The organism is Polaribacter sp. WD7 (genome assembly GCF_003335085.1).
Taxonomy (GTDB): Bacteria; Bacteroidota; Bacteroidia; order Flavobacteriales; family Flavobacteriaceae; genus Polaribacter.
The window spans coordinates 95619-107555 of record NZ_QPEJ01000018.1 but is presented as its reverse complement, the minus strand read 5'-3'; the positions used below and the strand labels follow the sequence as shown (position 1 = coordinate 107555).

General features: G+C 33.0%; 15 protein-coding genes. 12 read left to right on the top strand and 3 right to left on the bottom strand.

Annotation, left to right across the window (positions count from 1 at the left end):
• The first annotated feature begins 2 nt into the window (after nt 1–2).
• From DUT90_RS09685 to DUT90_RS09645, 9 genes are all read left to right on the top strand, one after another.
• Nucleotides 3–443, top strand: a complete 441-nt coding sequence (locus DUT90_RS09685; RefSeq protein ID WP_114426985.1) for a 3-hydroxyacyl-ACP dehydratase FabZ family protein — start codon at nt 3–5, stop codon at nt 441–443.
• Nucleotide 444: 1 nt separating this feature from the next.
• Complete coding sequence (locus DUT90_RS09680) at nt 445–1719, top strand: beta-ketoacyl synthase (protein ID WP_114426984.1); 1275 nt, start codon at nt 445–447, stop codon at nt 1717–1719.
• A gap of 1 nt (nt 1720) precedes the next feature.
• The gene (locus DUT90_RS09675) at nt 1721–1972 is read left to right on the top strand and encodes an acyl carrier protein (protein ID WP_114427655.1); all 252 of its coding nucleotides are present in this window, start codon (nt 1721–1723) and stop codon (nt 1970–1972) included.
• Nucleotides 1965–2522 carry a 4'-phosphopantetheinyl transferase superfamily protein gene (locus DUT90_RS09670; RefSeq protein WP_114426983.1) on the top strand — a complete coding sequence of 186 codons (558 nt, stop codon included), beginning with the start codon at nt 1965–1967 and terminating at the stop codon, nt 2520–2522. Before DUT90_RS09675 ends, DUT90_RS09670 begins: the two co-directional genes overlap by 8 nt.
• 2 nt (nt 2523–2524) lie before the next feature.
• Nucleotides 2525–2974, top strand: coding sequence for a GreA/GreB family elongation factor (locus tag DUT90_RS09665; protein ID WP_114426982.1), 450 nt, complete (start codon nt 2525–2527; stop codon nt 2972–2974).
• Between the two features lie 46 nt (nt 2975–3020).
• Nucleotides 3021–3599, top strand: a complete 579-nt coding sequence (locus DUT90_RS09660; protein WP_258848539.1) for a DUF6973 domain-containing protein — start codon at nt 3021–3023, stop codon at nt 3597–3599.
• Nucleotides 3600–3739: 140 nt separating this feature from the next.
• Nucleotides 3740–4414 (top strand): succinate dehydrogenase cytochrome b subunit, encoded by a 675-nt coding sequence (locus DUT90_RS09655; RefSeq protein ID WP_114426980.1) that lies wholly within the window; start codon nt 3740–3742, stop codon nt 4412–4414.
• A gap of 11 nt (nt 4415–4425) precedes the next feature.
• Entirely contained in the window at nt 4426–6423 is a 1998-nt protein-coding gene (locus DUT90_RS09650; protein WP_114426979.1) for a fumarate reductase/succinate dehydrogenase flavoprotein subunit, read from the top strand.
• A gap of 79 nt (nt 6424–6502) precedes the next feature.
• The gene (locus tag DUT90_RS09645; protein WP_114426978.1) at nt 6503–7243 is read left to right on the top strand and encodes a succinate dehydrogenase/fumarate reductase iron-sulfur subunit; all 741 of its coding nucleotides are present in this window, start codon (nt 6503–6505) and stop codon (nt 7241–7243) included.
• A gap of 58 nt (nt 7244–7301) precedes the next feature.
• Here the strand turns inward: DUT90_RS09645 and DUT90_RS09640 are convergent, their stop codons facing one another.
• The 3 genes from DUT90_RS09640 to DUT90_RS09630 all read right to left on the bottom strand — a co-directional run bounded on the left by DUT90_RS09640 (nt 7302) and on the right by DUT90_RS09630 (nt 9446).
• Nucleotides 7302–7532 (bottom strand): helix-turn-helix domain-containing protein, encoded by a 231-nt coding sequence (locus DUT90_RS09640; protein WP_114426977.1) that lies wholly within the window; start codon nt 7530–7532, stop codon nt 7302–7304.
• A 713-nt stretch (nt 7533–8245) separates the two neighbouring features.
• Complete coding sequence (locus DUT90_RS09635) at nt 8246–8881, bottom strand: viroplasmin family protein (RefSeq protein WP_114426976.1); 636 nt, start codon at nt 8879–8881, stop codon at nt 8246–8248.
• Complete coding sequence (locus tag DUT90_RS09630; RefSeq protein WP_114426975.1) at nt 8874–9446, bottom strand: phosphoribosylglycinamide formyltransferase; 573 nt, start codon at nt 9444–9446, stop codon at nt 8874–8876. Before DUT90_RS09630 ends, DUT90_RS09635 begins: the two co-directional genes overlap by 8 nt.
• Nucleotides 9447–9620: 174 nt before the next feature.
• On the opposite strand from DUT90_RS09630, the gene DUT90_RS09625 reads away from it, so the two are divergent.
• From DUT90_RS09625 to rnc, 3 genes are read left to right on the top strand one after another with little or no spacing between them, the layout of a single operon-like run.
• Nucleotides 9621–9857 carry an acyl carrier protein gene (locus DUT90_RS09625; protein ID WP_114426974.1) on the top strand — a complete coding sequence of 79 codons (237 nt, stop codon included), beginning with the start codon at nt 9621–9623 and terminating at the stop codon, nt 9855–9857.
• Between the two features lie 7 nt (nt 9858–9864).
• Nucleotides 9865–11118, top strand: coding sequence for a beta-ketoacyl-ACP synthase II (gene fabF / locus DUT90_RS09620; protein ID WP_114426973.1), 1254 nt, complete (start codon nt 9865–9867; stop codon nt 11116–11118).
• Nucleotides 11119–11126: 8 nt separating this feature from the next.
• Nucleotides 11127–11864, top strand: coding sequence for a ribonuclease III (rnc, locus tag DUT90_RS09615; protein WP_114426972.1), 738 nt, complete (start codon nt 11127–11129; stop codon nt 11862–11864).
• The last annotated feature ends 73 nt before the right edge of the window (nt 11865–11937 follow it).

Below are 11937 nucleotides of genomic sequence, written 5' to 3'. Positions count from 1 at the left end.
AAATGAAATCATCAGAAATCGTAAAATATTTACCTTATCAAAAACCCTTTTTGTTTGTTGATGAAGTTATAGAAATATCAGAAAACGGAGTTATAGGAAACTACACATTTCAACAAAACGAATTTTTTTACAAAGGTCATTTTAAAGATAACCCAATTACACCAGGTGTAATTTTAACAGAAACTATGGCGCAAATTGGAGTGGTGTGTTTGGGTATTTACTTACTAAAAGATAAAATTTCAATCTCTAAAAAACCGCAAATTGCACTAACCTCTCAACAGGTAGATTTTTATTTGCCTGTTTTACCAAATGAAAAAATAACTGTAATTTCAACAAAAGAATATTTTAGGTTTAACAAATTAATGTGCAAAGTACAAATGATGAATGCAAAGAATAAATTGGTTTGTAGAGGTAGCATATCAGGTATGATCGTAACAAAATAAGATGAAAAATAGAGTTGTTATAACAGGTTTAGGCGTGGTTGCACCAAATGGAGTTGGGTTAAACGAATTTAACAAGGCAATACAAGAAGGTAAATCAGGAATTTCATTTCATCAAAATTTAAAAGATAAAGGATTTTCGTGTTGTATTGGTGGTATTCCTGAAATTTCAGAAGAAAAAATTGCCGAATATTTAACACCTTTACAGTTAAGAGGTTTTCATAGTACTTCTATTTTGTACGGAATTATTGCTGCAGTAGATGCATATAAAGACGCTGGTTTTGCGGTTCATGAAAACTCAACTTTAGATTACGATACTGGTTTAATTTTTGGAACAGGTACATCAGGAATAGAAAAATTTAGGGAAGCTATTTATAAGATAGATGACCAAAATGTAAGACGTTTAGGAAGCACCTCTGTTGTGCAAACCATGGCTAGTGGTATATCCGCCTATTTGGGCGGAATTCTAGGATTAGGTAACCAAGTAACTACAAACTCATCTGCCTGTACTACAGGTACAGAAGCATTATTATTGGGTTTTGAGCGTATTCAAAACGGAAAAGCAAAACGAATGTTAGTAGGTAGCTCTAGTGATAGTAGTTTATACACCTGGGGAGGTTTTGATGCAATGCGAGTAATGACCTACAAACACAATGAAACTCCCAAACAAGGCTCAAGACCTATGAGTGCCACTGCATCTGGTTTTGTACCCGGAAGCGGTGCAGGGGCTTTAGTATTAGAATCTTTAGAGAGTGCTTTAGCAAGAAAAGCTACTATTTATGCAGAAGTTTTAGGCGGAAACGTTAATTCTGGAGGGCAAAGAAATGGCGGAACGTTAACTGCCCCAAATGCTGAAGCTGTTCAAAAATGTATTACAGATGCAATTGCAGATGCAAAAATTAAATCGTCAGAAATAGAGGTTATAAATGGGCATTTAACAGCAACCTCAAAAGATAGTTTAGAAATAGAAAATTGGACAAAAGCACTGAAAAGAAAAGGGGTTAATTTTCCATTTATAAACTCGCTAAAATCTCAAGTTGGGCATTGTTTGGCTGCTGCTGGAGCAATAGAATCTGTGGCCTCTGTATTACAAATTAAGCATAACTTCGTTTTTCCTAATATTAATTGTGAAGATGTTCACCCAGAGATTTTAGAGTTAATTACAAAAGAGGTAATACCCACAAAAAAAATACAAAAAGAGATCACTATTTTAGCAAAAGCAAGTTTCGGTTTTGGTGATGTTAATGCTTGTGTTATCTTTAAAAAATATAAAGAATAGAATGACAAAAGAAGAAATTGTATCAAAATTAACCACTATTGTAAAACCATATGTTCAAAATGAAGAAGGTTTTAAAAAAATGTCTGAAGAAACAGATTTTATTAACGATTTAGAAATAAACTCTGCAAATTTGGTAGATATTATTTTAGATGTAGAAGATGAATTTGATATCCATATAGATAATGATTCAATGGAAAAAATGTTATCTGTAAAGGCAACTATAGCCATTATTCAAGAGAAGATGAATGCATAGTATTGGTAATGATATTGTTGATTTACATTTGGCAAAAACCCAAAGCAATTGGCAACGAAAAGGCTTTTTACAAAAGCAATTTACAGAAGAAGAACAAACAGTTATCTTAACTTCAAAAAACCCTTTTCTGCAAGTTTGGTTGTTTTGGTCTATGAAAGAAGCGGCCTATAAATGCTACACTCAAAAATATCAAAAACGTTTTTTTGCACCTCAAAAATTTTTGTGTAAAAATCTTTCAAATTCAGAAGGTGTTGTAAAAATTGGGTCAGAAGTTTATGTTATAAAATACAGTATAACAGATGGTTACATACATTCTATTGCGCAAAAGCATATATCAGAAAAAATGGTTTCAAAAATTATTTTTACTAAAAATTGTTTGTCATCCACCAAAATGATTACGCAAAGTGTGTTGTCTCATTTTTCTGCAGAGGTATCTCTCAAAAAAAATAAAATTGGTATACCTTATTTGTATCAACAACAAAACAAAATGCCTAATTCTATAACAATTTCACATCATGGAAATTATGGGGCTTATGCAATTATTGGTTAGGTATGGAAATTAAAGAAATATTGTACCAAAAATGTAAAGATTTTGTAGACAAACGTTTACAAACAGTTCAAGAAATCATATCATCCAATCAAAAAGCTTTACAATCAGAAACCAAAAGTTCTGCGGGTGATAAGCATGAAACAGGTAGAGCAATGTTGCAGTTAGAAATGGAAAAGGCAAGCCAACAATTGGTAGGCATTTCTCAAATGCAGCAAATCTTGTCAAAAATTAATATTACCAAAACTACTAAAAATGCGCATTTGGGCAGTATCATTAAAACCGATAAAGCAAATTATTTTTTAGTAATTTCAGCGGGTAAACTAGTTGCCTTTGACGAGGAGTATTATGCAATTTCTGTTTCATCTCCAATAGGTAAATTATTGTTAGGAAAACAAAAGGGAGACGTGTTAACTTTGAATGCCCAAACTATTGAAATTAAAGAAATCATCTAATTAACGTATGAAAAAAGTCCTTTTTTTATTCATAATTCTAGTATGTATGAATGTAAATGCTCAATCTAGTTTTAAAAGTTTTTTTGAACTATCGCCTCCAAAAAGAACTTGGGTATTGTTTCATCCTTTTAAAGCAAAAAAATCGTTAGCAATATCTAAAGAAACCAATAGAGTATCAGACTCTATTGCTAAAACAATTTTGTTAGATGGCGATAAATCTGGGGGTCAAGTAGATGCTTTTAGGCATGCATATTGGATGGCAAGGTTGCACCAAGAAATAGGAGAAAAAGCTGCCCGCTCTTTAGGAAAAGCTCATGAAAAAGAGAATTATTTGACCTTTAAAAAAAATAAATTAGAAGACGGAGTTGTGCCAGATGAAATTTCTTCAGAAATGGATTTACACAACAATGAACAAGGATTAAAATTGATCTCTAGAAATAGTGGTTTAACTAGAAAAGCGTTAATTTATAAGATTATAAACGCAATCAAGAAAGGAGAGATGAAAATTATCAAAAAAGATAAAAAAGGAAATTTTTTGACTTGTGAAGGTAAAAGAATAGCTAAGAGTCAATTAAAAGGGAAGTGGAAAAATAATAAATGTTTAACCAGTTCTAATAATACTTAGTAAAATACTTAAAAATATACGTATTTAAATACGTATATTTTTATTTATAACAATTCTAAATACCAAACAAAATAGTTCGCAAAGTTTGTTAAGCAAGTAGTTTAACCTTATTTTTGTGTAAAATTTTAACTACTTATACAATGAGCGGATTTTTTAAATCTTCTATCGGAAGAAAAGTGTCGATGGCTTTATCGGCCTTCTTTCTGATGATATTTTTGCTACAACATTTGGCAATAAATACTTTATCTGTTTTTAGCCCAGAGCTTTTTAATGAGGTTTCTCACTTTATGGGTACAAATCCATTAGTACAATTTGCGTTACAACCTGTATTAATTTTTGCAGTGGTTTTCCATTTTGTAATGGGTTTTATTTTAGAGCTAAAAAACAAAAAAGCAAACGGGGCAGGATATGCTAAAAACAATGGAGCTGCAAATTCTACTTGGTTTAGTAGAAATATGATTTGGAGTGGGCTTACCATTTTAGCATTTATAGCATTGCATTTTATAGATTTTTGGTTTCCAGAAATCAATACAAAATTTATTCAAGGAGATTGGTCTGGAACAGTACAAGGAGTAGAAGGGTACCGTTATCATGAAGAACTGGTGCACAAATTTGTAAATCCAGCAAGAGTTATAGCGTACGTTGTAGCGTTTGTTTTTTTAGGGTTGCATTTGGCACACGGTTTTACTTCTGCATTTCAATCTGTAGGAGCTGCCTCTTTAAGAAAAAAACTAGAAAAAGTGGGGGTAGCGTATTCTATACTGATACCTCTAGGATTTATATTTATAGCACTATATCATCACTTTAACCATTAATCTTAAACATTATGGCTTTAGATTCAAAAGTACCTCAAGGTCCATTAAAAGATAAATGGACAACTTATAAAGACAAAATTAACTTAGTAAACCCTGCCAACAAACGTCATATAGATGTAATTGTAGTTGGTACAGGTTTAGCAGGTGGTTCTGCTTCTGCAACGTTAGCAGAGTTAGGCTACAATGTAAAAGCATTTGCTTATCAAGATTCTCCACGAAGAGCACACTCAATTGCAGCTCAAGGTGGAATTAACGCAGCAAAAAATTATCAAGGAGATGGAGACTCTACCTATAGATTGTTCTACGATACAGTAAAAGGAGGAGATTACCGATCTCGTGAAGCAAACGTATATCGTTTGGCTGAGGTTTCTGCCAATATTATTGATCAATGTGTGGCACAGGGTGTTCCTTTTGCACGTGATTATGGTGGATTGCTTGATAACCGTTCTTTTGGTGGAGTTTTAGTATCTAGAACTTTTTATGCAAAAGGGCAAACAGGTCAGCAATTATTATTAGGAGCTTACTCTGCAATGAACAGACAAATTGCTCGTGGTAAAATAGAAATGTTTAACAGACATGAAATGTTAGACGTTGTTGTGGTTGATGGAAAAGCAAGAGGAATTATCGCCAGAAACTTAGTAACAGGAGAAATAGAGCGTCATTCTGCGCACGCAGTTGTTATTGCTTCTGGTGGATACGGAAACGTATATTTCTTATCAACCAACGCAATGGGTTCTAATGTAACTGCTTCTTGGAAAATTCATAAAAAAGGAGCATATTTTGCAAATCCTTGTTATACACAAATTCACCCAACTTGTATTCCACGTTCTGGAGATTATCAATCTAAATTAACGTTGATGTCAGAATCGTTACGTAATGACGGACGTATTTGGGTACCTAAACATTTAAAAGATGTTGAAGCTATTAGAGCAGGTAAATTAAAGCCTACGGATCTAAAAGAAGAAGATAGAGATTATTATTTAGAAAGACGTTACCCTGCGTTTGGTAACCTAGTACCTCGTGATGTTGCATCTAGAGCCGCAAAAGAACGTTGTGATGCTGGTTATGGAGTTAATGCAACAGGTGAGGCAGTCTATTTAGATTTTGCAGCGGCTATTGTTCGTTATGGAACAGAGCAGGCAAAAATTCAAAATATTAACAATCCTTCTGATGCTAAAATATATGAATTAGGTCAGAAAATTGTTGAAGCAAAATACGGTAACCTGTTTCAAATGTATGAAAAGATTGTTGATGAAAATCCGTATGAAACACCAATGATGATTTATCCAGCAGTACACTATACTATGGGTGGTATTTGGGTTGATTATAATTTGATGACTACTATACCTGGTTGTTATGCCATTGGAGAGGCAAACTTTTCTGATCATGGTGCAAACAGATTGGGGGCCTCTGCTTTAATGCAAGGTTTAGCTGATGGTTATTTTGTATTACCATATACTATTGGAGATTATTTAGCTGATGATATTAGAACTGGAAAAATTTCTACGGAAACTCCAGAATTTGACAAAGCTGAAGCTGAAGTTAAAAAACGCATTGATTTCTTTGTAAATAATAAAGGAACGCATTCTGTAGATTATTACCACAAAAAATTAGGTAAAATCATGTGGGACAAATGTGGGATGTCTCGTAACGAAGCTGGACTAAAAGAAGCTATTGAAGAGATTTCTGCCTTACGTAAAGATTTCTGGGAAAATGTAACTGTACCTGGAGAAGCTAACGAATTTAATGAGCAATTGGCCAAAGCAGGTCGTGTAGCGGACTTTTTGGAGTTAGGAGAGTTGTTTGCAAAAGATGCTTTAGTAAGAGAAGAATCTGCAGGAGGTCATTTTAGAGAAGAACACCAGACAGAAGAAGGAGAGGCAAAACGTTTAAAAGAATATCAATTCGTTTCTGCTTGGGAGTATAAAGGAGAACCAAAAGATGCTGTTTTGCATAAAGAAGATTTGGTATACGAGAATATAGAAGTAAAAGAAAGAAGTTATAAATAATATAGTTGATGGTTGATGGTTGTTGGTTTCTGGAAACAAAAACTAACAACAAACAACTAGAAACCAAAAACTAAAAGATATGAATTTAACACTAAAAATTTGGAGACAGAAAGACGCTAGTTCAAAGGGTCAAATGGTGGATTACAAAATATCTGATATTTCAGAGCACATGTCTTTTTTAGAAATGATGGACGTTTTAAACGAAGAATTGATTTCTAAAGGAGAAGAGCCAGTTGCTTTTGATCATGATTGTAGAGAAGGTATTTGTGGTATGTGTTCTATGTACATCAATGGAGAAGCTCATGGTCCTGATAGAGGCGTTACCACTTGTCAGTTACACATGCGTATGTTTAAAGATGGTGATACCATTACGATTGAACCATGGAGAGCAGCAGCTTTTCCTGTAATTAAAGACTTAGCTGTAGATCGTTCTGCTTTTGATAGAATTCAACATGCAGGGGGTTATATTTCTGTAAATACTTCTGGTAATACACAAGATGCAAATGCAATTCCTATTGCTAAAGAAGCTGCAGATACAGCAATGGACGCAGCAACTTGTATTGGTTGCGGAGCGTGCGTAGCAACTTGTAAAAACTCATCTGCAATGTTATTTGTGGGGGCAAAAGTATCGCAATATGCGTTGTTGCCACAAGGGCAAGTAGAAGCTGCAGACCGTGTTAAAAATATGGTAGCTCAAATGGATTTAGAAGGTTTTGGAAATTGTACCAATACTGGAGCTTGTGAGGTTGAATGCCCTAAAGGAATTTCTTTAGATAACATCGCAAGAATGAATAGAGAATTGATGAAAGCGTCTATCTAATTTACAATAGAATAGATTAAATAAAACCCTACAGCTTTTAAGTTGTAGGGTTTTTTATTTAAAAAAGATCTTTTGCATCAATGTTTAGATAATGTGCAATCTCAAATAAACGCATTAAATCTAGTTTAGACTCTCCCTTTTCTACCTTAAAATAACCACTAATAGTCATGTTAAGTTGATGTGCTAGTTGGGTTTGAGAAATACCTAGTTCTTTTCTTCTCTTGACAATTTTAGACAAAACATCGTACGACTTAGATTGAAGTGCTTCAACTGATATTTTTTCTTTCATTCTGCTTTTTCTTAATCGACATCAAATATAATGCAAAAATGGATTTTTCAACTTTCCATTTTGGATTAACGGAAAACCGTGAGAAAAATTACCTCACGGTTTTCCGTTAGTCGAAAAAGAGAAAGCCTATTTTTTGAGGAAATAAAAAAAAACATCAAATTTGTCATGTGGGAACAATTGCTATGAAAAAAATGTATCCTTCAAATAAAAGCTGATAATTTAGTAAGTGGTAAGTTTAAAGTAAAACTTTTTAGTTAAAATTTTAATTTTGCTTACTGCTTACTGCTTACTGCTTACTGCTTACTGCTTACTGATAAAAAAACCTCCGCTTACGGAATTAAGAAGTACAAAACTACAAAACCATTTCTAACTTAAAACTAATATCTATATGAGCCAAGACATGACAAGTAAAGAATGTCTTAAAAGTAAGCCTTTTTCTACAAGTTTTTTATAGAATTTTAGACTTGTTAAATCATTTAGAATTTTAAAATATTTTTGATCAGCAAAAGGAAACAAAATTATCATTTAGTTTTTCGTATGATTTGTCTATTATAGATTACAATAATGCCTTTGATAATTTTCTAGATTTAAATTTAGATTACAAAGTTGGGGCCAAAAATTCATATACATCTATTGTTTTAGATAATTATGAGTTTTAATATGGGAACTTTTTAATTCTTTAATTACATAAAATTACCCAAAACCAACCCAATCTACTTCCGCCCAAAGTCAGCAGGAATTTCTCCCCAAGCTTTGGTTTCCCATTTTAGAATAGGGTTTTTAAAAGTGTTCTCTTTCAGCCATTTTTCAGCTCTTTTAATGAGTTCTAAGAGTTCTTTGTTAGAAGCATCAAAGTTGATGTTGGTTTTACAGCGTTTTTGTGTAATCCAACTCATGGCAATTTTAGAATCTGAATAAATGGGAATATTTCCTTTATTTCTTTGTTTTAAAAAAGCAATACCATGCACTAAGGCTAAAAATTCACCAATATTATTAGTACCTTTTTCAAATGGACCTTTTCTAAAAATTTCTTTTTGATTATGCGTTAGAACACCTCTATATTCTAGTTTTCCGGGATTTCCTGAACATGCAGCATCTACGGCAATACTTTCTAAATTAGGGTTGCCATATTTTTCTTTTTCAAAAGAAGATAAAACAGGTTTTTTAGTGTTTTTACCTTTATAATCTTCAAAAGTTTTAGAAGCTGCAATTTCAGCCTCGTCTAGACTGGTAAAAGATTTGTATTGCGCACCTTCAAAACCATCAATTTGACGTTTGCATACATTCCAAGAAGTAAAAACACCCGTTTTCCTTCCCTTCCAAACTACATAAAATTTCTTTTTAGCCATTTTGAGATGCAATAACTTCTTCAATAACTTTTGGGAAATACTGTTGTTCTAAAATATGAATTTTAGCAGCAATAGTTTCTGGAGTGTCTTGAGTGTTTAAATTAGTCTTTGCTTGAAAAATGATAGCACCCTCATCATAATTTTCATTTACATAATGTATGGTAATTCCAGTTTCAGTTTCGTTATTTGCTGCTACAGCTTTATGCACATGAGCACCATACATCCCTTTACCTCCATACTTTGGTAACAAAGCTGGATGCACATTAATTATTTTATTAGGAAAAGCATCAATGATTTTTTCAGGAATTTTCCATAAAAAACCAGCAAGAATAATATAGTCTGCTTTTTCTTGCAAAAGGGTCAAAATTACATCTGTTTTAAAAAACTCATTTCTATTAAAATGGAGACATGCTATCCCAAGGCTTTCGCATCTTTTAAAAACTTTGGCATGTTCATTGTTACACAGCACTTGAGTAACAATGGCTGTTTTAGTTTGATTAAAATACTTTATAATGTTTTCTGCGTTCGAACCAGAACCAGAAGCAAAAACAACAATACGCTTCATATACTATAAATCTAGGTTACAAAAAAAAGAATAATTATTAACAAAATGATAGATTTAAAAGGAAGATTCAAATAATTTCTTTACTTTTAGTAATCATTTTTAGGACAAATATTAGTTATAATTATAAAGATTTGTATTTTTGTCCCCGATTTAAATTTTAAAAAACAGAAAATTATGTCAGACATTGCATCAAGAGTAAAAGCTATTATCGTAGACAAATTAGGAGTAGACGATAACGAAGTAACTGCAGAAGCAAGCTTTACTAATGATTTAGGAGCGGATTCTTTAGATACTGTAGAGTTAATTATGGAGTTCGAAAAAGAATTTGACATCCAAATTCCAGATGACCAAGCAGAAAACATTGGTACAGTTGGTCAAGCAGTAAGCTATATAGAAGAAGCAAAAAAGTAATTTATATATGCAATTAAAACGAGTTGTAGTCACTGGACTTGGCGCATTAACGCCAATAGGTAATAATATAGAAGAATATTGGAACGCTTTAATTAACGGAGTTAGTGGGGCAGCACCAGTTACATATTATGATGCTGCCAAGTTCAAAACTCGTTTTGCTTGTGAGCTTAAAAATTTTAAAGTTACTGACTTTATAGATCGTAAAGAAGCTCGAAGAATGGATCGTTTTACGCAATATGCTATGGTAGCTTCTGATGAAGCTATAGCAGATGCTAATTTAGATCTAGACAATATTAACAAATTACGCGTAGGTGTAATTTGGGGAGCAGGAATAGGTGGTTTGGAAACGTTCCAAAATGAAGTGTTAAACTTTGCAGCAGGAGACGGAACACCAAGGTTTAATCCATTTTTTATTCCAAAAATGATTGCAGATATTGCACCAGGAAACATTTCTATTAAAAATGGATTTATGGGACCAAATTATACTACAGTATCTGCCTGTGCATCATCTGCAAACGCAATGATAGATGCACTAAATTACTTACGCTTAGGTTATTGTGATGTAATTGTAACTGGTGGTTCTGAAGCCGCAGTAACCATTGCAGGTATGGGAGGTTTTAATGCAATGCATGCCTTATCTACCAGAAATGAAAGTCCAGAAACAGCATCAAGACCTTTTGATGCAGAACGTGATGGTTTTGTTTTAGGAGAAGGAGCAGGAGCTATTGTTTTAGAAACATACGAACATGCCAAAGCTAGAGGAGCTAAAATTTATGCAGAAGTTATTGGAGGGGGCCTATCTTCTGATGCACATCATATGACAGCGCCACATCCAGAAGGAATAGGTGTTATAGAAGTGATGAAAAACTGCTTAGAAAACGCTGGTATTACACCAGAAGACGTAGATCATATCAACACACACGGAACCTCTACACCTTTAGGAGACGTTGCAGAATTAAAGGCAATTTCTAAAGTTTTTGGAGACCATGCCAAAAATATAAATATCAACTCTACAAAATCGATGACTGGTCATTTGTTAGGAGCAGCAGGAGCCATAGAATCTATTGCTTCTATATTAGCCATGAAACATGGTATTGTACCACCAACAATAAATCATTCTACCGTAGACGAGAATATCAATCCAGAATTAAACCTAACATTAAACAAAGCGCAAAAGCGAGAAATTAATGTGACTATGAGCAATACGTTTGGTTTTGGTGGGCACAATGCGTGTGTAGCATTTAGAAAGTTAGAAGACTAAGATACTGTATGAATTTTATTCGTAAAATAGTGAAACCTCGTTCTAAGGAGGATGAACAATTGTATCACGAATTAAAAACAGTACTCAACTTTTCTCCAAGAAGCCTTAATAAATACAAAAAAGCATTTACACATAGATCTGTACAAATTATAGATAAGAAAGGAATACCTATTAATTATGAACGCTTAGAATTTTTAGGAGATTCTATTTTAGGTTCGGTAATAGCAGCATATTTGTATAAAAAAGTACCTACAGGCACAGAAGGATATCTTACTCAAATGCGCTCTAAAATTGTAAGTAGAGAGCACTTAAATGAATTGGGTAAAGATCTAAATTTAATTCGTTTTGTAAAAAGTAATATAGATCAGGCTAATGTTGGTGATAATATTCACGGTAATATTTTTGAAGCCTTGGTGGGCGCTATTTACCTAGACAAAGGATATAACAAGTGCCAAAAATTTATTCATGAAAACGTAATTGATCCTTATGTAGATATTGAAAAGTTGGAAGGAAAAATTACAAGTTACAAAGGTTTAATTATAGAATGGTGTCAAAAACAAAAGAAAAAATATACTTTTGATACATATGAAGATTCTGGAAACGAACCTGTTAAACACTTTAGTGTTAAAATTAGTATTGATGGGCAACAAATTGCTAAAGGAAGAGCTACTTCTAAGAAAAAAGCAGAAGAACAAGCTTCTAAAAGAGTATATTACGCATTTCAAAACCAAATTACTTTAAGTTAAATAACGAAAACGTTATCGTTAAATTAACACGCAACTCGTAAACTAATTCGTAAATTAGCTTATTCATAAAAAC

Bases quoted from the DNA above. Each gene is read 5' to 3' on its own strand.
- DUT90_RS09685 (WP_114426985.1), top strand. From the start codon at position 3: ATGAAATCATCAGAAATCGTAAAATATTTACCTTATCAAAAACCCTTT.
- DUT90_RS09680 (WP_114426984.1), top strand. From the start codon at position 445: ATGAAAAATAGAGTTGTTATAACAGGTTTAGGCGTGGTTGCACCAAAT.
- DUT90_RS09675 (WP_114427655.1), top strand. From the start codon at position 1,721: ATGACAAAAGAAGAAATTGTATCAAAATTAACCACTATTGTAAAACCA.
- DUT90_RS09670 (WP_114426983.1), top strand. From the start codon at position 1,965: ATGCATAGTATTGGTAATGATATTGTTGATTTACATTTGGCAAAAACC.
- DUT90_RS09665 (WP_114426982.1), top strand. From the start codon at position 2,525: ATGGAAATTAAAGAAATATTGTACCAAAAATGTAAAGATTTTGTAGAC.
- DUT90_RS09660 (WP_258848539.1), top strand. From the start codon at position 3,021: ATGAATGTAAATGCTCAATCTAGTTTTAAAAGTTTTTTTGAACTATCG.
- DUT90_RS09655 (WP_114426980.1), top strand. From the start codon at position 3,740: ATGAGCGGATTTTTTAAATCTTCTATCGGAAGAAAAGTGTCGATGGCT.
- DUT90_RS09650 (WP_114426979.1), top strand. From the start codon at position 4,426: ATGGCTTTAGATTCAAAAGTACCTCAAGGTCCATTAAAAGATAAATGG.
- DUT90_RS09645 (WP_114426978.1), top strand. From the start codon at position 6,503: ATGAATTTAACACTAAAAATTTGGAGACAGAAAGACGCTAGTTCAAAG.
- DUT90_RS09640 (WP_114426977.1), bottom strand. From the start codon at position 7,532: ATGAAAGAAAAAATATCAGTTGAAGCACTTCAATCTAAGTCGTACGAT.
- DUT90_RS09635 (WP_114426976.1), bottom strand. From the start codon at position 8,881: ATGGCTAAAAAGAAATTTTATGTAGTTTGGAAGGGAAGGAAAACGGGT.
- DUT90_RS09630 (WP_114426975.1), bottom strand. From the start codon at position 9,446: ATGAAGCGTATTGTTGTTTTTGCTTCTGGTTCTGGTTCGAACGCAGAA.
- DUT90_RS09625 (WP_114426974.1), top strand. From the start codon at position 9,621: ATGTCAGACATTGCATCAAGAGTAAAAGCTATTATCGTAGACAAATTA.
- fabF (WP_114426973.1), top strand. From the start codon at position 9,865: ATGCAATTAAAACGAGTTGTAGTCACTGGACTTGGCGCATTAACGCCA.
- rnc (WP_114426972.1), top strand. From the start codon at position 11,127: ATGAATTTTATTCGTAAAATAGTGAAACCTCGTTCTAAGGAGGATGAA.